This window comes from Wenjunlia vitaminophila DSM 41686 (genome assembly GCF_000380165.1).
GTDB classification, from domain to species: Bacteria; Actinomycetota; Actinomycetes; order Streptomycetales; family Streptomycetaceae; genus Wenjunlia; species Wenjunlia vitaminophila.
The window spans coordinates 40,748-65,924 of the sequence record NZ_KB904651.1 but is presented as its reverse complement, the minus strand read 5'-3'; the positions used below and the strand labels follow the sequence as shown (position 1 = coordinate 65,924).

Annotated in this window: 17 protein-coding genes and 1 pseudogene; 10 read left to right on the top strand and 8 right to left on the bottom strand. The window is 72.9% G+C overall.

Annotated elements, in window-relative coordinates; translation table 11 throughout:
• Positions 1–84 precede the first annotated feature (84 nt).
• The 5 genes from A3IG_RS0105225 to A3IG_RS0105205 all read left to right on the top strand — a co-directional run bounded on the left by A3IG_RS0105225 (position 85) and on the right by A3IG_RS0105205 (position 8,385).
• Entirely contained in the window at positions 85–1,803 is a 1,719-nt protein-coding gene (locus tag A3IG_RS0105225; protein WP_040910859.1) for a serine/threonine-protein kinase, read from the top strand.
• Positions 1,804–1,936: 133 nt separating this feature from the next.
• The gene (locus tag A3IG_RS0105220) at positions 1,937–3,325 is read left to right on the top strand and encodes a dihydrolipoyl dehydrogenase family protein (RefSeq protein WP_026219914.1); all 1,389 of its coding nucleotides are present in this window, start codon (positions 1,937–1,939) and stop codon (positions 3,323–3,325) included.
• Between the two features lie 110 nt (positions 3,326–3,435).
• A complete protein-coding gene (locus A3IG_RS0105215; RefSeq protein WP_026219913.1) occupies positions 3,436–5,043 on the top strand; it encodes a succinic semialdehyde dehydrogenase in 1,608 nt (535 codons plus the stop codon).
• A gap of 23 nt (positions 5,044–5,066) precedes the next feature.
• A complete protein-coding gene (locus A3IG_RS0105210; protein WP_018382486.1) occupies positions 5,067–6,851 on the top strand; it encodes a GMC oxidoreductase in 1,785 nt (594 codons plus the stop codon).
• 694 nt (positions 6,852–7,545) lie between these two features.
• Complete coding sequence (locus A3IG_RS0105205; protein WP_018382485.1) at positions 7,546–8,385, top strand: alpha/beta fold hydrolase; 840 nt, start codon at positions 7,546–7,548, stop codon at positions 8,383–8,385.
• A 345-nt stretch (positions 8,386–8,730) separates the two neighbouring features.
• On the opposite strand, the pseudogene A3IG_RS0105200 reads toward A3IG_RS0105205, so the two are convergent.
• Positions 8,731–9,030: pseudogene (locus A3IG_RS0105200) on the bottom strand (chorismate mutase); the annotation flags it as partial.
• 353 nt (positions 9,031–9,383) lie between these two features.
• Between A3IG_RS0105200 and guaA the strand changes: the two are divergent.
• Positions 9,384–10,967 carry a glutamine-hydrolyzing GMP synthase gene (gene guaA / locus A3IG_RS0105195; RefSeq protein WP_018382483.1) on the top strand — a complete coding sequence of 528 codons (1,584 nt, stop codon included), beginning with the start codon at positions 9,384–9,386 and terminating at the stop codon, positions 10,965–10,967.
• 86 nt (positions 10,968–11,053) lie between these two features.
• Here the strand turns inward: guaA and A3IG_RS0105190 are convergent, their stop codons facing one another.
• A complete protein-coding gene (locus A3IG_RS0105190) occupies positions 11,054–11,260 on the bottom strand; it encodes a hypothetical protein (protein WP_018382482.1) in 207 nt (68 codons plus the stop codon).
• Positions 11,257–12,564, bottom strand: coding sequence for a PspC domain-containing protein (locus tag A3IG_RS28665; protein ID WP_018382481.1), 1,308 nt, complete (start codon positions 12,562–12,564; stop codon positions 11,257–11,259). Before A3IG_RS28665 ends, A3IG_RS0105190 begins: the two co-directional genes overlap by 4 nt.
• A 179-nt stretch (positions 12,565–12,743) precedes the next feature.
• Between A3IG_RS28665 and A3IG_RS0105180 the strand changes: the two genes are divergently transcribed.
• Entirely contained in the window at positions 12,744–14,033 is a 1,290-nt protein-coding gene (locus A3IG_RS0105180) for a PspC domain-containing protein (RefSeq protein ID WP_018382480.1), read from the top strand.
• Complete coding sequence (locus A3IG_RS0105175; RefSeq protein ID WP_051087391.1) at positions 14,030–14,725, top strand: LuxR C-terminal-related transcriptional regulator; 696 nt, start codon at positions 14,030–14,032, stop codon at positions 14,723–14,725. The genes A3IG_RS0105180 and A3IG_RS0105175 overlap by 4 nt, the downstream gene beginning before the upstream one ends.
• Before the next feature lie 42 nt (positions 14,726–14,767).
• On the opposite strand, the gene A3IG_RS0105170 is transcribed toward A3IG_RS0105175, so the two are convergent.
• The gene (locus A3IG_RS0105170) at positions 14,768–15,121 is read right to left on the bottom strand and encodes a hypothetical protein (protein WP_018382478.1); all 354 of its coding nucleotides are present in this window, start codon (positions 15,119–15,121) and stop codon (positions 14,768–14,770) included.
• 341 nt (positions 15,122–15,462) lie between these two features.
• Complete coding sequence (locus A3IG_RS0105165) at positions 15,463–16,656, bottom strand: C40 family peptidase (RefSeq protein WP_018382477.1); 1,194 nt, start codon at positions 16,654–16,656, stop codon at positions 15,463–15,465.
• Positions 16,657–16,921: 265 nt separating this feature from the next.
• Here A3IG_RS0105165 and pcrA point away from each other — a divergent pair, with 265 nt between their 5' ends.
• Positions 16,922–19,396 carry a DNA helicase PcrA gene (gene pcrA, locus A3IG_RS0105160; protein WP_018382476.1) on the top strand — a complete coding sequence of 825 codons (2,475 nt, stop codon included), beginning with the start codon at positions 16,922–16,924 and terminating at the stop codon, positions 19,394–19,396.
• A 60-nt stretch (positions 19,397–19,456) separates the two neighbouring features.
• Here the strand turns inward: pcrA and A3IG_RS0105155 are convergent, their stop codons facing one another.
• Entirely contained in the window at positions 19,457–21,145 is a 1,689-nt protein-coding gene (locus A3IG_RS0105155; protein ID WP_018382475.1) for a peptidoglycan DD-metalloendopeptidase family protein, read from the bottom strand.
• Positions 21,146–21,590: 445 nt separating this feature from the next.
• Positions 21,591–22,376 (bottom strand): esterase/lipase family protein, encoded by a 786-nt coding sequence (locus tag A3IG_RS0105150; RefSeq protein WP_018382474.1) that lies wholly within the window; start codon positions 22,374–22,376, stop codon positions 21,591–21,593.
• Between the two features lie 483 nt (positions 22,377–22,859).
• Between A3IG_RS0105150 and A3IG_RS0105145 the strand changes: the two genes are divergently transcribed.
• Positions 22,860–23,273: a cobalamin B12-binding domain-containing protein gene (locus A3IG_RS0105145; RefSeq protein ID WP_018382473.1), complete on the top strand. Its 414-nt coding sequence runs from the start codon at positions 22,860–22,862 to the stop codon at positions 23,271–23,273.
• Positions 23,274–23,379: 106 nt separating this feature from the next.
• Here the strand turns inward: A3IG_RS0105145 and A3IG_RS0105140 are convergent, their stop codons facing one another.
• Positions 23,380–25,167 (bottom strand): DUF5691 domain-containing protein, encoded by a 1,788-nt coding sequence (locus A3IG_RS0105140; RefSeq protein ID WP_026219910.1) that lies wholly within the window; start codon positions 25,165–25,167, stop codon positions 23,380–23,382.
• Positions 25,168–25,177 lie beyond the last annotated feature (10 nt).

Here is a 25,177-nt window from a genome sequence, read left to right as displayed (position 1 = left end):
CACGGTGACCAACTCGCGTCGCTGGCTGACCACTTCTCGGCGTCAGGATGAGCCCGGGGGTGCGGTTGCGCCATGATGTGGGGCATGACGCACGACGGGGGACAGGACCGCACGCCCACCAGCTACAGCCTCCAGCCGCCCGGCCGGCGGTCCGTGGACGGGCCGCCGGTCCCCAGTCAGCCGCCGGCCGAGCCGCCGGCCGAGCCATCGGCCCAGGACACGCACCGCGCCGTGACCCAGACGGCCATCGGAGCCGCTCCGCCGCAGCCGTCCGCCGCGACCCCGCCGCGGCCGTCGCCCGCGGCCCCGGCCGGGCGGCTGCTCGGCGGCCGGTACCGGCTGCGGGAGCGCCTCGGCTACGGCGGCATGGGCACCGTGTGGAAGGCCCACGACGAGGTCGTGGACCGGGACGTCGCGGTCAAGGAGCCCCGGGTCCCCGACCACCTCCCCGAGCGGCAGCGGGCCACGGCCTTCTCCCGGATGCGCCGGGAGGCCCGGGTCGCGGCCAGGATCGACCACCCCTCCGTGGTCACCATCCACGACGTGGTGATGGAGGACGAGCAGCCGTGGATCGTGATGGAGCTGGTCCGCGGGCGTTCGCTGGCCGACCTGATGGACGAGGGAATCCTCGACCCGCAGGAGGCGGCACGGATCGCGCTTCCGGTGCTGGGGGCGCTGGGGGCGGCGCACGAGGCCGGGGTGCTGCACCGGGACGTCAAGCCGGCCAACGTGCTGCTCGGCCCGTACGACCGGGTGGTGCTCACCGACTTCGGCATCGCCCAGGTCGAGGGCGAGGCCCCGCTCACCGAGACGGGCCTGTTCGTGGGGTCCCCCGAGTACATCGCGCCGGAACGCGTGCTGGGCCAGCGCCCCGGCCCGGCGTCCGACATCTTCTCCCTCGGGGTGCTGCTGTACACGGCGGTGGAGGGCTGGTCCCCGTTCCGGCGCTCGACCACCCCCGCCACGCTCCAGGCCGTGGTCTCCGGCGAGCCGGCGCCGCCGGTCCGCGCCGGCCAGCTCGGGGAGCTGATCCTGCGGTGCCTGAGCAAGGACCCGGACGCCCGGCCGACGGCGCGGGCGGCAGCCTCCGCGCTCGAGGCGGTGATCCGGCCGCGTTCCCAGCCGACGACCCCGCCGGCACCGGCTCCCACGGTGCTCGACCCGACGCCGCAGGCCGTGGGCCCCACGAACGGTGGGAGGGGTCCGCTGGCCGGCGTGGGAGCCGCGGTGCGGGGCCGGCGCGGCGTGCGGATCGGCCTGGCCGCGCTGGTCCTCGCCGTGGTGGCGGGGGTGGGCGTGGTGGTGGCCGACCCGTTCGGCGGTGACTCGGGGCTGCCCGAGGGCTGGAAGCAGTACGACGAGAACGAGCGGGTCAAGGCCCAGGTGGCCGCCCCGGAGAGCTTCAAGCGCAGCGCCAACGAGCAAGCGGTGACCTACAGCGACCCCGCGGGGGTGCACACGATGCAGGTCGAGCGGCGGCCCGGCGTGGACAAGACCTCACTCACCGAGGCCAACGACTGGCTGAAGTCCTACCGCGAGGACTACACCAAGTCGGACGTCAAGGGCCAGGTCACGGAGCGGAAGTTCCAGGGCGAGCCGGCCGCGGAGGTGGTCACCACCTACCGGTCGTCGAACAGCGACGACACGAAGCTGTACCGCAGCCGGGAGCTGATCTTCGTGGACAAGGACACCAGCGTCGAATGGCGACTGGTGGTGTGGATGCCCGGCGAGGGCGAGCAGGTCGCCAGGGGCGACGAGATCTTCACCGAGGCCGTGCAGAACCTGGAGGTCAACGGCGGCTGACAGCCCTGCGGGCGCACACACCGTGACGGCCCGCGGCCACGTGTGACGCATCGCTGTCCGAGGGCTGGCGGCGCCCCTCGCGGGTACCGTGGGAGGTGACTCCTGGCTGTCCCGCTGGAGGGAGCACCATTCCATGCCAGTGCACGTGGACGCGGTCGTCGTGGGGCTCGGCCCGGGTGGTGAGGAGGTGGCCGGCCGGCTGGCCGACGCCGGTGTGGACGTGGTCGGCGTGGACCGGCACCTGGTGGGCGGGGAGTGCCCGTACTGGGGCTGCATCCCGTCGAAGATCATGGTGCGCGCCGCCGACCTGGTCGCCGAGGGGCACCGCATCCCCGGGATGGCCGGCACCGCGATGGTCCGCGCCGAGTGGCACCCGGTCGCCAGGAACGTGCGGGAGGCCACCGCGGACTGGGACGACACCGCCGCGGTGGACCGGCTCACCTCCCGCGGCTGCCGGGTGCTGCGCGGCACCGCCCGGCTCACCGGCCGCGACGAGGTCACCGTGCGCGCCCCCGACGGCCAGGAGACGGTGCTCCAGGCCGGGCGGGCCATCGTGCTGGCCACCGGCACCGAGCCGGCGCCGCCCCCGATCCCCGGGCTGGACGGCACCCCCTACTGGACCAACCGTGACGCGGTGGCCGCCGAACGCCTCCCGCGTTCCCTGATCGTGCTCGGTGGTGGCGCCATCGGCCTGGAGCTCGGCCAGGCGTTCGCCCGGTTCGGCACCGATGTGACGGTCGTCGAGTCCGCCCCGCGCCTGCTGCCCCAGGAGGAGCCCGAGGCCGGGGAGCTGCTGGCCCGCGTCCTCAGTGACGAGGGCGTGCAGGTGCGCACCGGGGCCCGGGCGGCCCTGGTGGTGCACGACGGGAACGGCTTCACCCTCAGTGGGGAGCGGGGCGAGCGGCTCGACGCCGAACGCCTGCTGGTCGCCACGGGGCGCCGGACCGACCTCGCCGGGCTCGGCGTGGTGAACATCGGGGTGGACCCCGACGCCAGGGCACTCCCCGTGGACGAGCGGATGCGGGTGCTCACCGCCTCCGACAGCGCGCCGGGGGTGTGGGCGCTCGGCGACATCACCGGGAAGGGCGCGTTCACCCACATGGCCGTGTACCAGGCGGGCATCGTGGTCAACGGCATCCTGCGGCACGGCGGCGCCGTGGCGGCGTACCACGCGGTGCCCCGGGTGACCTTCACCGACCCGGAGGTGGGCGCGGTCGGCCTCACCGAGGAGCAGGCGCGGGAGCGGGGCCTCGCGGTGCGGGTGGGCCTGGCCGACGTGGCCCGCAGCTCCCGCGGCTACATCCACCGCGCCGGCAACCAGGGGCTGGTCAAGGTCGTGGTGGACGACCGGGAGGGGGTGCTGGTGGGCGCCACCTCGGTGGGCCCGTGGGGTGGCGAGGTGCTGGGCGCGCTGACGGTCGCGGTGCACGCCCGGGTGCCGGTGGACGAACTGCACCGGACGATCTGGGCGTTCCCCACCTTCCACCGGGCGATCGGGGACGCACTGCGGGACGCCGGCTGACCGGTCGGGCGCACACGCGAACGCTCCGCTCCGGGGCCGTCACCGGGGGACGCCAAAAAGCATTACCGACGGGTACACACAGCCGAGCCGGCAGGCATACCCTGAAGGTTATGACGGACTCAGTGGTTGTGGCTCCCTCTGACGGCAACCCGGTCGCTCCGGCGGGCGAGCGCAGAGCCAGCGACGTGGTGACGCCCGAGCTCGTCGCCCGGCTCACCGCGGGCATCCGCGGCAGCGGCACCGACACCAACCACTGCCCGTTCACCGGTGAGGTGCTCGCGGAGTTCCCCACCTGCTCCACCGACGACGTCGCCGCCGCCTACGAGGACGCCCGCGCCGCCCAGCGCGCCTGGGCGGAACGCTCGGTGCGGGCCCGCGCCGCGGTGCTGCTGCGCTTCCACGACCTGGTGCTGCGGGACCAGGACGAACTGCTCGACCTGATACAGCTCGAGACGGGCAAGACCAGGCTCCAGGCCCACGAGGAGATGCAGGCGGTCCTCGTGGTCGCCCGCCACTACGGCCGCAAGGCCCCGTCCTACCTGCGCCCCCGCCGCCACCTCGGCGCGGTGCCGCTGCTCACCCAGGCCCTGGTGCTGCGCCACCCCAAGGGCGTGGTCGGGCACATCTCGCCGTGGAACTACCCGTTCGAGCTGTCCGCCGGTGACGCCCTGCCGGCCTTCGTCGCCGGCAACGCCGTGGTGATGAAGCCCGACTCGCAGACCGCGCTGACCGCGCTGTGGGGGCGCCGGAAGCTGATCGAGGCGGGGCTGCCCGAGGACGTGTGGCAGATCGTGCTGGGCGAGGGCCCGGTGGTCGGGCCCGCCGTGGTGGAGCAGGGCGACTACGTCTCGTTCACCGGTTCCACCCGCACCGGCCGCGACGTCGCCCAGCGGGCCGCCGCCCGGCTGGTCGGCTCCACCCTGGAACTCGGCGGCAAGAACGCCATGCTGGTGCTGGACGACGCGGACATCGACAAGGCCGTGGACGGCGCCGTGCGGTCCTGCTTCTCCTCCGCGGGCCAGTTGTGCATCTCCATCGAGCGGCTCTACGTGCACGCGGCCGTCGCCGAGGAGTTCCTGGGCAAGTTCACCGAGCGGACCAGGGCGATGCGCCTGGGCACCGGGCTCGCCTACGGCGCCGACCTCGGTTCCCTGGTCTCCGCCCGGCAGCTCGAGGTGGTCACCCGGCACGTGGACGAGGCCCGGGCCAAGGGGGCCACCGTACTGACCGGCGGACGCCCCCGGCCGGACGTCGGCCCGCTGTTCTACGAGCCGACCATCCTGGACGGCGTGGAGCCCCCGATGGCCGTGTGCACCGAGGAGACCTTCGGCCCCGTGGTCTCCGTCTACAGGTTCGGGGACGTCGAGGAGGCCGTGGACCGGGCCAACGGCACCCCCTACGGGCTCAACTCGTCGGTGTGGACGCGGAACACCCGCCGTGGCCGGGCAGTCGCCGCTCGGCTGCGCACCGGGACCGTCAACGTCAACGAGGGCTACGCTGCGGCCTACGCCAGCGTCGCCGCGCCCATGGGCGGCATGGGCCAGTCCGGGCTCGGCCGCCGCCACGGGGCCGAGGGCATCTGGAAGTACACCGAGGCCCAGACCGTGGCCACCCAGCGGTTGTTGCCGCTGGCGCCGTCGTCGGGGATGACCGACGCCGGGTACGCCGCGCTGATGAACAAGGGCCTGCGGGCCATGAAGACCCTCCGACTCCGCTGAACCTGGATCTGACGGGAGATCCGTTGCACTCCTCGCACCCCTCGGACGACCACGACGTCGTCGTCATCGGCTCCGGGTTCGGCGGCTCGGTCTCCGCGCTGCGGCTGTCGGAGAAGGGCTACCGGGTCGCCGTCCTCGAGGCCGGCCGCCGGTTCACCGCCGACACCCTGCCCAGGACCTCGTGGGACATCCGCAACTACCTGTGGGCCCCGGCGCTGGGCCTCTACGGCATCCAGCGCATCCACCTGCTGCGCAACGTGCTGGTCCTGGCCGGTGCCGGCGTGGGCGGCGGTTCGCTCAACTACGCCAACACCCTCTACGAGCCCCTGGAGCCCTTCTACCAGGACCCGCAGTGGGCGCACATCACCGACTGGAAGGACGAGCTGGCCCCCTACTACGCCCAGGCCAAGCGGATGCTGGGGGTACGGATCAACCCCACGGTCACGCCCGCGGACGAGCACCTGCGCAGCGCGGCGGAGCGGATGGGCGTCGGCGACACGTTCCACCTGGCGCCGGTCGGGGTGTTCTTCGGGGACGGGAAGGACGCCGACGGCTCGGCCACCGCGGAGCCCGGCGGGGAGGTGGCCGACCCCTACTTCGGCGGGGTGGGCCCGCGGCGCAGGGCCTGCATCGAGTGCGGCGCGTGCATGACCGGCTGCCGGCACGGCGCGAAGAACACCCTCAACGAGAACTACCTCCACCTCGCCGAGCGCGCCGGGGCGCAGGTGCACCCGATGACCACGGTCACCGACCTGGTGGAGCACCCCGACGGCGGGTACACCGTCACCTCGGTCAGCACCGACAAGCCCAAGGGCCCCACCCGGCAGTGGCGGGCACGTCAGGTGGTGGTCGCCGCCGGGACCTACGGCACCCAGACCCTGCTGCACGCGCTGCGCGACTCCGGCCGGCTGCCCCGGCTCTCCCCGCGGCTGGGGGAGCTGACCCGCACCAACTCCGAGGCGCTGGTCGGGGCGCAGACCACCGACCGTCGTTACCGCAGGCACGGCAGCCGGGCCGGCGGTCCCGCCCGGCGCGCCGACTTCACCCAGGGCGTGGCGATCACCTCGTCGATCCACCCCGACGCCACCACGCACATCGAGCCGGTCCGCTACGGCAAGGGCTCCAACGCCATGGGGCTCATGTCCACCATCCAGGTCCCCGGGGGCGGCCGGGCCCCGCGCTGGCTGCGCTTCCTGGCGCTGGCCGCGGCGCACCCGGCGGTCTTCGCCCGGTCGTTGTCCAAACGCCGCTGGTCGGAGCGGACCATCATCGCCCTGGTGATGCAGACCCACGACAACTCCCTCACGACGTTCCGCAAACCCAAGGGGCTCGGCAAGGGCAAGCTCAGCTCCCGCCAGGGCCACGGCCAGCCCAACCCGAACTGGATTCCCGAGGGCCAGCGCACCGCGGAGATCATCGCCGAGGACATCGGCGGCTTCGCCGGCGGCACCGTGGGGGACGTGTTCAACATCCCGATGACCGCCCACTTCCTGGGGGGCTGCCCGATCGGCACCGACGCCGAGCACGGGGTGATCGACCCGTACCACAGGGTGCACGGGCACCCCGGGGTCCACGTGGTGGACGGGTCCGCGGTGTCGGCGAACCTCGGGGTCAACCCCTCGCTGACCATCACCGCCCAGGCCGAGCGGGCCATGTCGCTGTGGCCGAACAACGGGGAGCACGACCCGCGTCCCGCCCAGGGGGAGGGGTACCGCCGGCTGGAACCCGTGGTGCCGAAGAACCCGGTCGTCCCGGACGGCGCGTTCGCCGCGTTGCGGCTGACCCGGCCGGCCGGCCCCGTCGACTGAGCCCCGCGCCCCGGGGACCAAGCAAAGGGCCCCACGCCGGAAGTGCACCTCCGGCGTGGGGCCCTCGGCCGTCAGCACGCGGCGTCAGGGCAGCGCCGGTGCTGTGGGGCGGCGCCGGGGAAGCGCCGTTGGTTGGCCTTCGGTTCTGCTGTTGGAGCAGGGCGGGTCAGGGCCTTGCGGGGTCGGGGTGGTGCGTGATTCAGGGTGTCGGTGCGGCCGTTGGTGGCGGCGGATCGTCGTGCGTGCTGCGTCGGGCGGAGGGTGGGGCGGACGTACGGTGCCGCTCGCGCCGTGCAGATCGTGCCGGACGCGTCGGTTCCGTACCCGGCCCCGCGGTGCGGTTGCGGGCCGGCGCGGTTGCCAACCAGTACGGTGCGTGGTGCCTTGGTGCCGTGGTGCGCCTGCCGGACATGCGGGTGTAGCACGATGACCAGGACAGTATCCGGAATCGGTCCCGGATGCGGTGCCGTGGCCTCGTGGCTTATCGTGCTCGACCCGGATCGCTCGGCGCAACCTCTTCGACTCACTCCATCGTGGCGTGAACCCTCCGGTGCACCTCACGCTGCGTGCCCTGACCGCGGGGTTCCTCCGGGGGAGCGGCCGTGGGGACGGTCCCCCACACCGCGGGCGCGACGCCCCGATCCGCGGGGAATTCCGTTGTCCACGCCCGATCGCTGTGACAGGGTCGCGGCCCATGCCCACCTTCTCCGCGCACGACGGCACCACGCTCGCCTACACCGTTTCCGGACACGGCACCGCACTGGTCTGCCTCCCCGGCGGACCGATGCAGGACTCCGCGTACCTCGGGGACCTCGGCGGTCTCTCCGCGCACCGTCAGTTGATCAGGCTGGACCTCCGGGGCACCGGCGGCTCGGCGGTGCCCGACGACCCCGCCTCCTACCGCTGTGACCGGCTGGTGGACGACGTGGAGGCGCTGCGCGAGCACCTCGGCCTCGACCGGGTGGACCTGCTCGGGCACTCCGCCGGCGCCAACCTGGCCGCGCGCTACGCCGAGCGCCACCCGGAACGCGTCACCAAGCTGCTCCTGGTCACGCCGAGCACCATCGGTGTGGGGATTCCGGTCACCGGGGAGGTCAGGCGCGACACGGCCCTGCTCCGGCGGGACGAGCCGTGGTTCCCCGCGGCGTTCGCGGCCCTGGAGGCGTTGTTCGCCGGCACAGCGGGCGCCGACGCCTGGCAGGCCATCGCGCCGTTCTTCTACGGCCGCTGGGACGAGGCGGCCAGGGCCCACCAGGCCGCTGAGGCCGGGCAGCGGAACCAGGTGGCCGCGGCTGTCTTCGGCGCCGACGGGGCCTTCGACCCGGAGGCCACCCGCGCGGCGCTCGCCCGGTTCGCGTCGCCGGTGCTCCTGCTCGCCGGGGAGGTGGACCTGAACTCCCCGCCGCCCGCGATCACTGAGTTCTCCGGGCTGTTCCCGCGCGCGGAGTTGGTCATCCAGCCCGGGGCCGGGCACTTCCCCTGGCTCGACGACGCCGACCGGTTCGTGGCGACCGCCTCGACGTTCCTGGGGTGAGCTACCGCCCCGGGGGCGCCGTCCCGCGGCGCCGCTCGACGCCCGTGCCGGGTTGACCCGCCGGGCGGCCGGTCCCGGGCGTCCCCGGAACCGGCCGCCTTCCTCAGTCGTGACCGGACTGCTGTCCCCTGCTGGCCGGTCACCGCACCGGAGCGAGGTCCCACGACGGCCCGACAGGCCCGTCCCATCACTCCGGCGGACTGACGATGTCCACACGTGGTGGATGTCCCGTCCCCGACGGGCGACCGCCCCTGGTTGGCACGGACAACGGGACCAACGAGGACCCGCGGCGACGGTCACGCTCCGGACGGGTGAACCGCCCTGTCGTGCCTGGTCAGTAGGGCTTCAGACCCTGCCCCTGCACAACTCGAGGAGAGTCATCGCCAAGGTGGTGCCGGGCCTGCCCAGCACGTCGTTGTACCGGTTGAGGATCTCCATCTCCCGGTTGAGGGAGAGCCGGCGCCCGCCGGAGGCCATGCGTGCGCGCTGCACTTCGGCCGAGACCTCCATCCGTTGCTGGATCAGGGCGATCAGCCGCGCGTCCAGGTCGTCGATCCGTTCCCGGGCACCGGCGATGATCTGCGCCGCCCGCTGCTCGTCCATGACCTGCTCGTCCATGACCTGCGTGTCCATGTCGTCCGCTCCTGGGGTCCGTTCCCGGGGCGCTGCCCGGGAACCGTCGTGGGTGCCGAGGCCAACCCGTGGGCGTCCCGGACCGTGCGGCCCGGAGGACGACGAACGCCCCGGGCCAGTTGGCCCGGGGCGCCGGTACGAAGTCGGTGAGTCAGTCGCTCACGCAGCGTCACCATGGCAGCCGGACCATCCGGTGCCATAGGTAAAGACATCTGCAAAGCGCGACATGGCTCCAGTATGCCCGAGGCCCGCACTCCGACCAAACCGGTCGCACGGTGGGACGACCCGGTGGGTGCGGTGGCGCCGGAGGGCGCCAGTAGACTCGGGGTGACCCCTGTGAGTTCTCCGCCGGAAGGCAGCCGCCCGTGGCCGCAGCGCCCCCGCCCGTCCCCGACACGGTCCTCGTCGTCGACTTCGGGGCCCAGTACGCCCAGCTCATCGCCCGCCGGGTGCGGGAGGCCCGCGTCTACAGCGAGATCGTTCCGCACTCCATGCCGGTGTCCGAGATGCTGGCCAGGAACCCGAAGGCCATCATCCTGTCCGGCGGACCGGCCTCGGTCTACGCGGACGACGCCCCCGCCATGGGCCCCGAACTGTTCCAGGCCGGCGTCCCCGTCCTCGGGATCTGCTACGGCTTCCAGGCCATGGCGCTGGCCCTCGGCGGCACCGTCGCCAACACCGGTCAGCGCGAGTACGGGCGCACCGCGCTGACCGTGACCCGGGGCGGTTCGACGCTGTTCCAGGGCACCCCCGAGGAGCAGTCGGTGTGGATGTCGCACGGCGACGCCTGCACCGTCGCGCCCGAGGGCTTCGTGGTGACCGCCACCTCCGAGCGCGCGCCGGTGGCGGCGTTCGAGAACGACGAGGCCCGGCTCTACGGCACCCAGCACCACCCCGAGGTGATGCACTCCAGCCACGGACAGCAGCTCCTGGAGCACTTCCTGTACCGGGGCGCCGGCCTCACGCCGTCCTGGACCACGCAGAACGTGGTGGAGGAGTCGGTGCGGGCCGTCCGTGCCCAGGTGGGCGACAAGCGGGTGATCTGCGGACTGTCCGGCGGAGTGGACTCCGCGGTGGCCGCCGCCCTGGTGCAGCGGGCCGTGGGGGACCAACTCACCTGCGTCTTCGTCGACCACGGGCTGCTGCGCGAGGGCGAGCCCCAGCAGGTGGAGAAGGACTTCGTGGCCGCCACCGGCGTCCAGTTGAAGGTCGTGGACGCACAGCAGCGGTTCCTCACCGCGCTGGCCGGCGTCAGCGACCCGGAGCAGAAGCGCAAGATCATCGGCCGGGAGTTCATCCGGGTCTTCGAGCAGGCCGCCGCCGAGGTGGTCGCGGAGGCCGGGGCGCACGGGGCGCAGGTCGAGTACCTGGTCCAGGGCACCCTCTACCCCGACGTGGTGGAGTCCGGGGGCGGCACCGGCACCGCCAACATCAAGTCACACCACAACGTGGGCGGACTCCCCGACGACCTCCAGTTCCAGCTCGTCGAGCCGCTGCGCCGGCTGTTCAAGGACGAGGTGCGCAAGGTCGGCGAGGAGCTCGGCCTGCCCGCGGAGATCGTCTGGCGGCAGCCGTTCCCCGGTCCGGGACTGGGCATCCGGATCGTCGGCGAGGTCACGGCGGAGCGGTTGGAACTGCTGCGCAAGGCCGACGCCATCGCCCGGGAGGAACTGACCCGGGCCGGCCTCGACCGGGACATCTGGCAGTGCCCGGTGGTGCTGCTCGCCGACGTCCGGTCGGTCGGGGTCCAGGGGGACGCCCGCACCTACGGGCACCCGGTGGTGCTGCGCCCGGTCTCCTCCGAGGACGCCATGACCGCCGACTGGTCCCGGCTGCCGTACGACGTGCTGGCCCGGATCTCCACCCGGATCACCAACGAGGTGCCGCAGGTGAACCGCGTGGTGCTGGACGTCACCAGCAAGCCGCCGGGCACCATCGAGTGGGAGTGACCCGCACCGAACACCCCTGACGGACGCGCGCCCCCGGGACCTCCCGGGGGCGCGCGTCCGTCCCCGGGCCGGTCCCGGGGCGCCGGTCAGTCAGCGTCCCGCGCACGGCGCCGCAGCGAGCGGTGCACCGTGCCGGTGACGGCCGCCGCCACCATGCCGAGCAGGAAGACGTTGCCGCCGACCACCGTCGGCACCTGCCAGAGCCCCGAGGCGTCCAACAGGTACGTCACCGCCACCGCGAGGCACACCACCCCGGCCACCAGGTGGGACGGCCGGAACTCGTGGGACTTCACCGGATGACCTCCAGGTAACCGACGTCGATCCTCAACCAGAGCCGCAGGGTGCCGTCCTTCCGCTCCCCGACCGGGGCGGTCGGCACGAGCACCGTGTTCCGCCGGTCGTTGACCACGACGTCCACGTCCTCGTGGGAACCCCGGCCGGCAGGGAGCCGGACCACTCCCACGTCGGTGCGGGTGCTGACCTCCACCCGCACGGTGTCCGGCACCCGGACCCGCAGCCGGCCCGCACTGACCTCGGCGTCCACCCGCACGGTCCTGCCGCCCGGGTCCACCCCGGTCAGGTCCAGGGTGGCGGCACCGGTGCCGAGCTCGTACCTCGGCTGGAGCTGGGCCACCCCGGCGGGACGCCACACCTGGGTGTGCCACTCGGTCCCGATGCTCTTGGGCAGCGCCGACGCGCACACCAGCAGCCCGCCGACGACGAGAGCGAGGACCATGGTGCCCCACCGCACCCTGCCGTACCGGGCGCTCACCACGAGGCCCACACCGATCACCGCGAGGGCGCAGGCCAGCCCGATCTGGAGCGCCGTGCCCAGCGGGCGGGACCAGGACAGGGACGTCGCGACCGTGCCCACCACCAACGCGACCGGCCCGATGAGCCAGGGCAGCGGCGAACGGGGCTCGCGCGGCGGTCGCGGGGGCGACGCCGGGCCGGCGGTGTCGGTTCCGCCGTCGTCGGGCCCCCACAGGTAGCCGCTCTCCTCGGTGCCGCCCCTCCACCACGAGGGGCCGCCGGGTGCCGGCGGGGGGCCGGCGGCGGGCGGGGCGTCGGTCACGGTGGCGGCGCCCCCCGGGTCGGCCGCCATCGCCTGGGCGACCTCCCGCCGGCGCCGCCGGGACCAGTACGTCCCGCCCAGCACCGCGGCGGTGACCAGGAGGGGGAAGGGGTCCTCGCTGTCCCGGCCGATGGTGGTCAGGAAGACCGCGCAGCCGCTCAGCGCGGTGAGCACCGCCGCCATGCCCTGCCCGCCGACCTGGCCGGAGAGCATGCGGTGGCCCTCGTTGTGCTCCTCCCCGTGCTCCGGGGAGAACAACCACACCACGCCGTACACCAGCAGCCCCAGGCCACCGGTCACGGCGAGCACCCCGAGCACGATCCGGAACAGCACCGGGTCCACGTCGAAGTAACGGCCGAGGCCGCCGCACACCCCACCGATCACCCGGTGCTGCCGGCTGCGCCGCAGCGGCCCCGGCCGCCGGGGTGCCTCGTCCTGGCCCCCCGGCCCGCCCTCCGGCGGGGTGGAGTGTTCCGACGCGGCACCGGCGGAGCCGGTGCCCGTCGTGTCGTCCTGGCTCATGGCTCCATGGTGGCGGTCGGCCCTGGCCGGGTCCCACCGGGTCCCACCCTGAACCCTCCCGGTACGCACCCCTAGGGCCTGTCCCCCGGTCGGCCCCCCGGCGCCGGGGGTTCGCCGGCGGGCGGACTGGGGGGAGACCCTGATGTCCGGGCGCGCCCGCACGTGTGAGGATCGACGGTATGCCCACCAGCCCTCCGCCGGCCGACTCCGCGGTCCCGCCGTGGTCCTCCGCGGCCCAGTCGGGTCCCAAGGAGTCGCCGCCGCGCAAGCTGTACCGCAGCGCCGAGGGTCGAATATGCGGCGGGGTCGCCCGTGGGCTCGCCGGACACCTGGGGCTGCCGGTGCTCTGGGTGCGGCTGGCCTTCCTCGTGCTGATGTTCCCCCGGGGGATGGGGGTGCTGCTCTACGCCGTCTTCTGGTTCGTGGTGCCGCTCGGCGTCGGCGGCGTACAGCCGCAGGACGCGACCGACAAGCGCCACCGGCGACGGCTGGACGGCCGGAACGAGCGGATGGGCGTGGTCGCCGCGCTGACCCTGGTGGTCGCCTTCGGCGTGCTGGCCGGCAACCTGGAGTTCGGCCTCTTCAGCCCGTACGTCTGGCCGTTCGCGCTGGTCGGCACGGGCGTCGTCCTGGTGTGGCGGCAGGCCGACGACACCCGCAGGGCCCGCTGGGTGCGGATGGGCAGGTCCAACAAACGGTTGCTGCCGGTCGCCCGCAGTGCCGCGGGCGTGGTCCTGGTCGGTTTCGGGGTCGCCGGGTTCATCGTGATCCAGGGGTCGGTCGAACACCTCGGTGCCGTGTTCCAGGCCGTGGTGGCCGTCCTGGCCGGCATCGCCCTGATCGCCGGCCCCTACCTGGTGCGGATGGCCCAGGACCTGTCCTCGGAGCGGCTGATGCGCATCCGGGCCCAGGAGCGGGCCGAGGTCGCCGCCCACGTCCACGACTCGGTCCTGCACACGCTCACCCTGATCCAGCGCCACGCCGAGGACCCGCGGGAGGTGGCCAGGCTGGCCCGGGCCCAGGAGCGTGAGCTGCGGCGCTGGCTGTACCAGCCGGACGCCGACCGGGAGGACGAGCCCAGCACGCTCGCCGAGGCGGTGCGCCGGGTCGCGGGCGAGGTCGAAGACGCCCACGGGGTGCCGGTCGAGGTCGTCTGCGTCGGCGACTGCCCGCTCGACGAGCGGCTGGCCGCACAACTGCAGGCCGCGCGGGAAGCCATGGTGAACGCCGCCAAGTACGGTGGCGGTGCGCCGGTGCAGGTCTACGCCGAGGTCGAGGAGGCCACGGTGCTCGTCTTCGTCCGGGACCGCGGGCCGGGCTTCGACCCGGAGCAGGTGCCCGCGGACCGGATGGGCGTGCGCGAGTCGATCATCGGCAGGATGCGGCGGAACGGGGGCCGGGCGGTGCTGCGCGGTGTCCCGGGCGGTGGGACCGAGGTGGAGCTGGAGATGGAGAGGGTGCGGTCATGACGGACACGGGGACGAGTACGGAAACCACGCCGGGTCGGCAGGTGCGCGTCGTGTTGGTGGACGACCACCGGATGTTCCGCACCGGGGTGCAGGCGGAGATCGGCGACACCCCGAGCACCGGGGTGGACGTGGTCGGCGAGGCCGCCGACGTGGACCAGGCGGTGTCGGTGGTGTCCGCCACCCGTCCCGACGTGGTGCTGCTGGACGTGCACCTGCCGGGCGGCGGCGGGGTGGAGGTGCTGCGCCGCTGCTCCTCGCTGATGACCGACGAGCGACCGGTGCGGTTCCTGGCGCTGTCGGTGTCGGACGCGGCGGAGGACGTCATCGGGGTCATCCGCGGCGGGGCCCGCGGCTACGTCACCAAGACCATAACCGGGCCCGACCTGGTGGCCGCGGTGTTCCGGGTCGCCGACGGCGACGCGGTCTTCTCGCCCCGGCTCGCCGGTTTCGTGCTGGACGCGTTCGCCGCCACCGACACCCCGCCGGTGGACGAGGACCTGGACCGGCTCACCCAACGGGAACGGGAGGTCCTGCGGCTGATCGCCCGTGGCTACGCCTACAAGGAGATCGCCAGGCAGTTGTTCATCTCGGTGAAGACCGTGGAGAGCCATGTCTCCGCCGTGCTGCGCAAGCTCCAGCTCAGCAACCGCCACGAGCTGACCCGCTGGGCGACCGCGCGCCGCCTGGTCTGAACCGGAGCCGGGCGGCGGCCCGCGGACCGGTGGCCGTCCCGGTCAGGTCCACATCACCGCGATGAAGATGTTGGTCATGGTGAGCAGGCCCACGGCGCCGAACGCCGCCTTGCCCGCCCTGGCCTCGTCCCGCTTGACGTAGACCAGGATCAGCACGGCGGTCAGCACGGCCAGCTTGATCCCGATCTTGACGTTGTTGACGTCGCGGTCGTCGGCCTGGTCGAGACCGACCAGGGTCAGCCCGGTGACCAGCATGGTCAGCGCCCCGTGCAGCATGGCCGGCGTCATCCGGGCCTCGTCCGAGGCCATGGCCTTCGTCTGGGTCAGGAAGCCGCCGAGCAGGGCGGCGATCCCGATGATGTGCAGACCGACGAAGGCGTTGATGGTGGCGTCCATGGCCGGAGCATAACTTCGGGTACCGGACCGGCTCCGGGGTGGGTGGGGGCAGGGCGCCGAAGGCCGGTGGCCGAATCCCGGGGATCGATCACGTTGACGATCGGCAGGACCGGTATAGGGGGAGCATTTGTCCCGCTTCCATCGGATTGCGGGCGATTACGCTCATCTTCGGTCTGAGCCCCCTCCGCTGCCTCGACAGCGGATAACGTCGCTGCCAGGTAGCCGACCCCGCGCCGTCAACCCGACGGTTCCAGGCTACCGGCACGCCGGTGCGGCCCGTTCCCCCGTCGGGCCGCGCCGGCCCGCCGCCACCAGCAGCCGGCCGGAGAGTCCGCACTCGGTCAGGCAGGGCGCACGTTGCCGTAGATCGGCATCTCGGTGATCGGTGCGATCTTCACGACGTCTCCCGGCTTGGGGGCGTGGATCATCTGGCCCTCGCCGATGTACAGCCCCACATGACTGATGTCGTCGTAGAAGAAGACGAGGTCACCGGGGAGCAGGTCGGCGGTCGCCACGCGCTGGCCGGCGTTGACCTGGTCCCAGGTGGTCCGTGGCAGGTCCACCCCGGCGGCCTTCCAGGCGGCCTGGGTCAGTCCGGAGCAGTCGTAGGAGTTGGGGCCGGTCGCTCCCCACACGTACGGCTTGCCGAGCTGTGCCCGGGCGAAGTCCACCGCCTGTTGTGCCCTGGTGGCGTACCCGCCGTCGGTCGAGGTGGAGGTGTCCTCCTGCTCCGCGGTGGAATCCTGCTGCTCCTGCTGCTGTTCCTGTTGTTGTTGCTGCTGTGCCTGCTGTTCCTGCTGTTGCCGCTCGGCCGCCGCGTCCCGCTCCCGCTCCTTGCGCGCCAGCTCCTCGGCCCTGCGCTGGGCCTCCTCCCGGCGCTGGCGTTCCAGCTCCGCCAGGCGCTCGCGTTCCTTCTCGGTGAGGTCCGCGAGCAGGGTCCTGGCCTCCGACAGCTTGCTCTGCACGGCCTTCTTCTCGGTGGCGAGCTGGCGCTGCGACTCGGAGAGGTCGGTCAGGCTCCGGGATGCCTCCTCCCGCTTCTCGGTGGTGCGGGTCCGCTTGGTGCGGAACTCCGAAACCGCCTCGGCCTGGTCGTCGGCGATCCGGTCCAGCAGCCGCTCCTGGTCGAACAGCTCCTGGGGGTCGTCGGTGAGCAGCAGGGTGGCGGTGGTGCTGGCGCCGCCCGCGCGGTACTGGGCGGCGGCGTACCGGCCCAGGGTGCTGCGCGCGTCGTTCAGCTCGTCGGTCTGGGCGGCGACCTGGTCCAGCAGCCGGTCCACCTGGCGGCGCTGCTTGTCCGTCTTCTCCTTGGCCTGGTTGTAGCGCTGGGTGGCGACCTCGGCCTGTCGGTACAGCGCGTCGACCTGTGCCTTGACCTCCGTGATGGAGGGTTCCGGCTCGGCCGGCGCCGCGGCGGCGGTCTCGCTGAGCAGGGTGAGGGTGGCCAACGCGGCGGAGCTGAGTCCGATCGCGGTCCGGGCGCCGGGGGCGGCCAGGGGACCGCGGGCGGGTCCGGGCTTGCGGTGGGAAGCCAAGGCCGGCGGCTCCTTCCATGGGGGGCGCCGTGGGGGACGGCCTGTCTTGGACGGGCACGTTACTCATGTGGTGCGACCACTGGGAAGGCAGATCTGACATGTGAACGAAATATGTTCGAGACCTTTCAGCTCACCAGAGGAGAACCCGGACAGGAATCCGCACACGTCGCTCTGCGTGGTCACCGCCGAAGGTGGTGGCGCGGGATCACGGTCGCGGCGGTGGCGGAGGCTCGGGTGTCGGCGCCACGCCCTAGACTCGGGAGCGATGAGCAGCCTCTTCGACGACATCCCGCTCCCCGGCCTCGATCCGCAGTCGGCAGACGAGCCGTTGCCGCCTCCGGAGGACGACGAGGGGGCCCCCGAGGAGCTCCCCGCCGACTTCTTCGGGGACCCCTTCGCGGTGCCCCCGGGGCGTGACGCGTACCACCGCAACGGGGCCGAGCGGACCGTCACCGATCCCGCGCAGCTCCTCGAGGGACTCAACCCCCAGCAGCGACAGGCCGTGGTGCACACCGGTTCGCCGCTGCTCATCGTCGCCGGGGCCGGTTCGGGCAAGACCCGGGTGCTCACCCACCGCATCGCCCACCTGCTGGCCGCCCGCGGCGCCCACCCCGGGCAGATCCTGGCGATCACCTTCACCAACAAGGCCGCCGGGGAGATGAAGGAACGCGTGGAGCACCTGGTGGGCTCCCGGGCGCGGGCCATGTGGGTGATGACCTTCCACAGCGCCTGCGTGCGGATACTGCGCCGGGAGAGCAAGCTGCTCGGCTTCACCTCCAGCTTCTCCATCTACGACGCCGCCGACGCGCTGCGGCTGATGGGGTTGGTCTGCCGGGACCTCGACCTGGACCCCAAGCGGTTCCCGCCGAAGGCGTACACGGCGAAGATCTCCAACCTCAAGAACGAACTCATCGACGCCGAGGACTACGCCGCGCAGGCGGACAACCCCGCCGAGCGCCAGCTCGCCCAGGTGTACGCGCTCTACCAGCAGCGGTTGCGCGAGGCGAACGCCCTCGACTTCGACGACATCATCATGACCACCGTCCACCTGCTCCAGGCGTTCCCGGACGTGGCCGAGCACTACCGGCGGCGCTTCAGGCACGTGCTGGTGGACGAGTACCAGGACACCAACCACGCCCAGTACACCCTGGTGCGGGAGCTGGTCGGCGGCGCGGCCGGCCAGCAGCCCAGGCGCACCGTGGACGGCGACCTGGTGAACCCCGCCCTCGCGGGGGTGGCCGAGGTGGAGCCCGCGGAGCTGTGCGTGGTGGGCGACGCGGACCAGTCGATCTACGCGTTCCGCGGCGCGACCATCCGCAACATCCTCCAGTTCGAGGAGGACTACCCGAACGCCACCACCATCCTCCTCGAGCAGAACTACCGCTCCACGCAGACCATCCTCAGCGCCGCCAACGCCGTGATCGAGAAGAACGCGAACCGGCGCCCGAAGAACCTGTGGACCGACGCCGGGGCCGGCTCGGTGATCACCGGGTACGTCGCGGACAGCGAGCACGACGAGGCCCAGTTCGTGGCCGAGGAGATCGACCGGCTCACCGACGCCGGGGACGCCCGGCCCGGTGACGTCGCCGTCTTCTACCGCACCAACGCCCAGTCCCGGGTCTTCGAAGAGGTGTTCATCCGGGTCGGGCTGCCCTACAAGGTCGTCGGCGGGGTGCGCTTCTACGAGCGCAGGGAGGTCCGGGACATCCTGGCCTACCTCCGGCTGCTGGCCAACCCCGAGGACATGGTGCCGTTGCGGCGGGTCCTCAACGTGCCCAAGCGGGGCATCGGCGACCGCGCCGAGGCCATGATCGAGGCGCTGGCCCAACGGGAACGGATCACCTTCGCCCAGGCGCTGCGCCGGGTGGACGAGGCCTACGGCATGGCGTCGCGCTCGGCCAACGCGGTCAAACGCTTCAACGAACTGCTCGACAAGCTGCGCACGGTCGTCGAGTCCGGGACCGGACCGGCGGCGGTGCTCGAGGCGGTGCTCGAGGAGACGGGGTACCTCGCCGAACTCCAGGCGTCCACCGACCCCCAGGACGAGACCAGGATCGAGAACCTCCAGGAGCTGGCCGCGGTCGCCCTGGAGTTCGAGCAGGAGAACCCCGGGGGTTCGCTCGCGGACTTCCTCGAGCAGGTGGCGTTGGTCGCCGACTCCGACCAGATCCCCGACGACGAGGGCGGGAACGGCGTCATCACCCTGATGACCCTGCACACCGCCAAGGGTCTGGAGTTCCCCGTGGTCTTCCTCACCGGCATGGAGGACGGGGTGTTCCCGCACATGCGCGCGCTGGGGCAGGCCAAGGAGCTGGAGGAGGAACGGCGGCTGGCCTACGTGGGCATCACCCGGGCCCAGCAGCGGCTGTACCTGTCCCGGGCCACCCTGCGCAGCGCCTGGGGACAGCCCGCCTACAACCCGCCGTCACGGTTCCTCGAGGAGATCCCCAGCACGCTGATCGACTGGAAGCGCACCGGCGGCAAGGTCGGTGCGCCGGTGGCCGGGACGCTGTCCTCGTCACGGGCGAGGACGGGACCGTCCGGATACGCCGCCCGCCGGGTCGCGGAGCGGGAGGTGGTGTCGCTCGCGGTGGGCGACCGGGTCACCCACGACACCTTCGGGCTCGGCACCGTGGTGGCCGTCGAGGGGGCGGGCAAGGACGCGAAGGCGACCATCGACTTCGGTGACGGGCGGCCCAAGCGGCTGGTGCTACTGTACGCGCCGGTGCAGAAGCTCTGACGGCCCGGCCCCATCGTCCCCGGTGACCGGTGTGGCGGGCCGTCGGCTTGTTCGCGCTGGTCAGCGGGGGTCGAGGCCCTTGCTCAGCAGCCACTGGACGGGGTCGATCGGGCTGCCGCCGGCCGGTCGGACCTCGAAGTGCAGGTGCGGCCCGGTGGACTTCCCGGTGTTCCCCGAGTAGGCGATCACGTCGCCGGCCTTGACGCTGCCCGAGCGGATCCGCGTGCTGCTCAGGTGGCAGTACCAGGTCTCCGTCCCGTCGGGCGCGGTGACGATGGCCATGTTGCCGTAGGCGTCGTTCCACTGGGTGCGCACCGTGCCGTCGGTGGCGGCCATCACGGAGGTGCCCATGCCCACCGGGAAGTCGATGCCGGTGTGGAGCGACATCCAGTTGATCCCGGACTGTCCGTAGCTTGCGCTCAGCCCCCTGGCGGCGACCGGGAGGACGAACTTGGGACGCATCGCTTCCTTGCGGGCGGCCTCGGCCTCCTTGCGCTTGCGCTCCAGGGCCTGACGTTCCTTGAGGTCGATGCGCTCCTGGGTCCGGCTGGCGCGTCCGGCGAAGTCCTCGGCGCCGGCGGAGAGGTTGGTGAGCTGGCTGTCCAGCTTGGACGGCGGGGTCTTGGCCATGGGTTTGGCCGCCGTGTCCTGCTGGGTGGAGCTGCCCTTGTCCGAGGAGGTGGTGACGACGGTCGCCGCGGCCACCCCGGCCACGCCCACCACGCAGACTGACGGGACCGCCACGGTCAGCAGGGCGGAGCGCCTGACGCCTCGGCGTCGGCGGCTGCGCGCGGTGGTGCCGTCACGGTCGCGGAGGGCAGCGATCCTCTCCTCGTCACGACCGCCGGCCGGGGGGGCGTCCTCTTCCGGGTGGCCGGATTCGCGCGTCGCCGGCTCGGTGCGGCGGCTCCTGGGCCGGTCGGTGCCGGGGCTTGGCTCCGCGCCGGGCAGGCCGTCCTGCTCCGGGACCGATGAGGACGGATCGCCGGCGCCCGGGTCGGGCCCGAAGTCGGTGTCCAGGTCCGGGGCCCCGCGCCGACCGCTGTCGGGGACCTGGGCGTAGGCGGCGTAGGGCGGCTGGGGGTCGGCGGCGAAGTGATGTGCCGTCACCTCGTTCGACGTGGCGAGGTCGTCGGCACCCCAACCCCCGTGGACCAGGGGATCGGTCGGGAGACCGCCCGGGTACGGGTACTCCGTGGGGAACGCGTCCACCTGGCCCGTCGGGAAGTCCTGCCCGTAACCGTGGCCCACGGCGGTGTACCCGCCGTCGTGTCCCTGGGCTCCGAGTCCATGGGCGTCGGCGGGGTAGCCGCCGGCCCCGTACCCGAAGGCTTCCTGTTCTGACCGGCTGTGTCCCGGCGCGTCCTGGCCGAAGGCGTCGGCGGGAAACGAACCGTGACCCAGGGCGTTCCCACCGAAGGTGCCCTGACCGAACTGGTCCTGGCCGAAGTGGCTCTGCCCCAGGGCGTCGTACCCCAGGGGGTCCTGATCGAACGGGCCTTGGCCGAAGGGGTCCTGACCGAAGGGGTCCTGACCGGGGAGGGCCTGGCCGGTGTGGCCGAAGTCCGCGTACCCCGAGGGGTCGTGGTCGGCGGTGGGGTACCCCAGGTGGGCGCCGGTGTCGTAACCGGGCGTCTGGTCCGGGTGGACCGCGTAGCCGTGGCCGAAGTCCGCGCCCTGATGGAAAGCCGTGCCGAAGGACGAGAGGTCCTGGGCGTAGCCGGTGGTGGTGGACCCATCACCGGGCACGGGCCCGAACAGCGGATCGTCGAAGCCGGCCTGGCCGTCCCACGCGGGAGACGAACCCTCCTCGCCGTATCCGGCAACGTAATAGCCGCTCGAAGCGTCTACTGAGGCAGTGGTCGGGGAGTGCATCCCTGACGAGAGAGGGTCGTTCACCACCACTTCTCTTTCGCCTCGGCAGCAGGAGAATTAGCCGCGACTGTATCCCCCATGAAGTGGCGCGGACAATCTCCGTCTGGAGTTCGGCCCGTGAGGGCGGGGCATTTGGTGGCCTTTGGCGGGCAGATCCTTACGCGCCGTCCATATTCGTTCGATTCAAGTTCGAATTTCTTGGGGTGGAAAACGCGTTTGACGCCGCGGAGTGCAAGTGATTCACCCCGGTATGGTCAAGAATGGCCCGATGCGGGGTGTTCCTGTGTCGGCGGTCAGTGGCGGTCCGCAGGGGAGGGGGTCAGGCGGCCTCGAACGTGCCCGGCGTCCGCTCCGCGGCCAGCAGCGCGCGGCGGACCCCGGCGGTCACGGCGCCGTGCACCGGCATGGTGAGGTGTCCGATCCCGGGGACCAGGACGTTCCGGGCGTCCAGGTCGGGGTGGTGCAGGCGGGCGGCCTCCACCGGGCTGATCACCTGGTCCATGTCACTCCAGATCGCCACGAAGCGGGTGCGGCACCCCGGGGCCGGGGCGGCGAGCTCCCTCATCAGGTCCGAGTCGGGGCGCATCTGGCGCACCATCGGGTGGGCGTCGAGCAGGGGGCCCGCGGTGGTACCGGTGTGCGGAGTGCCCAGGGTGACCAGGGTCCGGACCCGCTGGTCGCCATCGAGCCGCTGGACGTAGTACCGGGCGACCAACCCGCCCAGGCTGTGACCGATGACGTCCACCCGGGAGGTGTCGGACCGCTCGGTCAGCTCCCGGACCCGCTCGCCCAGCACGGCGGCGGCCCGGCGCACGTCGAGGGTGAGCGGCGAGTAGTTCAACGCGCACACCTGTGGCCAGCCGTGCCGGAGCAGTGAGCGCCGCAGCACCGTGAACACCGAACGGTTGTCCACCAGGCCGTGGACCAGCAGCACGGGGGGACGGGGGGAGGGGTCGGTGGACGGGTTCGGGGAGGATCGTTCCGGCTCGCGTGCGGCCTCCGCGGCCATCCCCGTCGGGTACAGCAGCACGTGTCCCGCGATCATCGCCAGTTCCATCCCCACACTGCGGACCCTGGCGACCCGGTGGAGAAACGGGACGGTCATCGAACACACCTCCCGACCAGCACGCGTCGGGGAACGCTCCGGACCCCGCACGCCCGTCGCCCGGCGGCCATGCTGCCTTTCGGGCTGGACCCGTCCGGTGTCGCGGCTGCCCCTCACGGGGAACCGGGCGACGCCGGCGCCGGGTGACGTTGCCGCACATCACCGGCTCCTTCGCGGTACCCCGCCGGAGGCCGCGGGAAACGCGCAGGTGGGCCCGGGTGCACCCGGTGCGCCGAGGTCCGCGGGGTCCGGCGTCCGACCGTCCCCCCGGCACCGTCGCCCCGCCGCCGCGGAACCGCCGCCGAACGTTCCCCGGCGACCGGCCGGGGACCCACCGGTGGATCGCTGCTGGTTTCCCGGTGGTTCCGGTGTGTGATTTCCCCCTCCCTTGCCTCACGGGGAGGGCGCCATGCGCGATGCTGTGCAGATAACGTTCGTTCACGCCGGCGAGTTGGGCGGCGATCATTCTCCATGGAGGCAGTGATGGGAGTGTCCGGTCCGATCCGTGTGGTGGTGGCCAAGCCCGGCCTGGACGGGCACGACCGCGGGGCGAAGGTCATCGCGAGGGCGCTGCGGGACGCCGGGATGGAGGTCATCTACACCGGCCTCCACCAGACCCCGGAGCAGATCGTGGACACCGCCATCCAGGAGGACGCCGACGCGGTCGGCCTCTCCGTCCTGTCCGGTGCCCACATGACGTTGTTCGCGAAGGTGCTCGAGCTGCTGCGGGAGCGGGACGCCTCCGACATCAAGGTCTTCGGCGGCGGCATCATCCCGGACGCCGACATCCCCCCGCTCAAGGAGCTCGGTGTGGCCGAGATCTTCACCCCCGGCACCACCACCAACGCCGTGGTGACCTGGGTGCGCGACAACGTCGGCGCCCCCGCCGACGTCTGATCCCACCACCTGCTGCCCACCCGCCGCGACGGCCCCCGCGGGTCCCCTCCACACCCGCTCGGACCGCCGCGGCGTTCTGCACGGCCCCCGCTCGGTGGGCGTCCCCTCAGCCCCCGCTCCCGCCGTCGGCGTCCGGCGGCGCTCCGTCCGCGGCCAGCTCCGCCAGCATGGTGGCGCGCAGCCGCAGCGTGTTGATCAGCCGTTGGAACGCCTCCGACCAGTGGCTCCGCGCCCCGGCGGCATGTGCCGCCTTCGCAGGGGTGGCCAGCGCGTCCACCCAGGGGGCCAACTCCGGGTCGAGACAGCGCTCGGCCAGACCGATCACCGTGCTGTAACTCCACGGGTAGTGGCCGCCGTCCCGCGCGGCGGCCAGGGCGTTGACCACCGCCCGGCCCAGCGGCTCCGCCCAGGGCACCGCACACACCCCGAGCATCTGGAACGCCTCCGGGAGGCCGTACCTCCTGATGAAGCCAGCCACCCAGCGTGCCCGCTCAGCGGCCGGCAACACCGACAGCAGCTTCGCCGGGTCGCCGGCCATGCCCGCCGTACCGGCCCGGTACGCGTTCGGTCCGTTCCCGCGGGCGCCCCTCCCGATCCAGTGCCGGTCGGGCGGGCGGCGAATCGTGCGGGTCTTCTTCGGGGCCTCCGCCGGGACCTCCTCCGAGGCGAGGTCGCCGAACGGCGCGCCCAACAGCGCCCGGGCCCAGGTGGCGTCCCGCTGCCGGACCGCGGCCCGACTCCACGCCGCGTGCAGGTCGTTCCGCCAGTCGTCGGCGACCGGCAGTGCCACGATCTTCTCCGGGGGCAACCCGAACAGCTCCGTCCACAGCGAAAGCGGCGCCGACTCGACCAACTGCCCGAGCCACCAGGCGCGCTTCCCCCGGTTGGTGGGCGGCTTGGGCGAGATCCCGTCCCGTTGCATCGCCGCGTCGCACTCCTGGGGCGCCCGCACCAGGACGCGGACGGCTCCGTCCACCGTCTCCGGACCCACACAGACCCGGGCCCGCTCGGCCATCCTGGCGGCGAGCGCGGACCCCGGCAGGCTGGACAACAGCTCGGCGGCGGTGACCCGCACGTTCTTGCTGCGGTCGGCCAGCGCGCCCTCGAGGAACGGTTCGTCGTCCAGACAGAGCCCCGTCCGCAACGCGTCCAGGAACAGCAGCCGGTCCTCGGCCCGCTCGGTGCTCCAGGTGGAGCGCAGCAGGGAGAGCGCGGCGCCCGCGTCCCGGGCGCGGAGCTGGCTGAGCATCGCCATCCGCTCCGCGAAGAGCCCTTCCTCCCACAGCTTCTGGTCCGCCTCGTCCTCACCGGAGGCCACCGGGGCGATGCCCGCCCGCAGCGCGTACTTCCAGGAGGGGTTGGCCGCGGCCAGCCACAGCCCTCGGGGGCCGGCCAGGGCCAGGGCGTCCCGGCGCAGGTCGCTGCGGGTGCGGGCGATCTCGAGCAGATCGGGCAGCAACGCCTCGGGGGCCCGGTACCCGTGCTCGCGGGCCGCGAACAGCCACTGCGGCAGGAGCTCCGACAGGTTCGGGGCGACACCGCCCCCGGGAGAGGAACGGTCGGCGAGCAGCGTGGCCAGCCGGTGCCGCGCGGCGCGGGGCAACGGCGGCCGGGGATCGACAGGCGCCGGCTCGGGCCGGGGGCGGGCCGCGGCCGGACGCAGCCCGGCGCGCTGGTGGACGGTGTGCAGGGCCGCCAGGTCCAGCACGGCGAGCGCCGGATCGGCGTCGTCCAGCAGGGCGGCGGTCTCGGCCAGCGCCGTACCGGCCGCTGAGGGGCGCCGCGGCGCCCCCCTGCGGTCCAGGCCCAGCAGCGCCGTGGTGACCAGCTCCTCCCAGTCGGAGTCGGTCCCCGTCCCCCCGGTCGCCAGGGCTGCTCCGCCGGCCTGCCCCATCTCCTGGTCG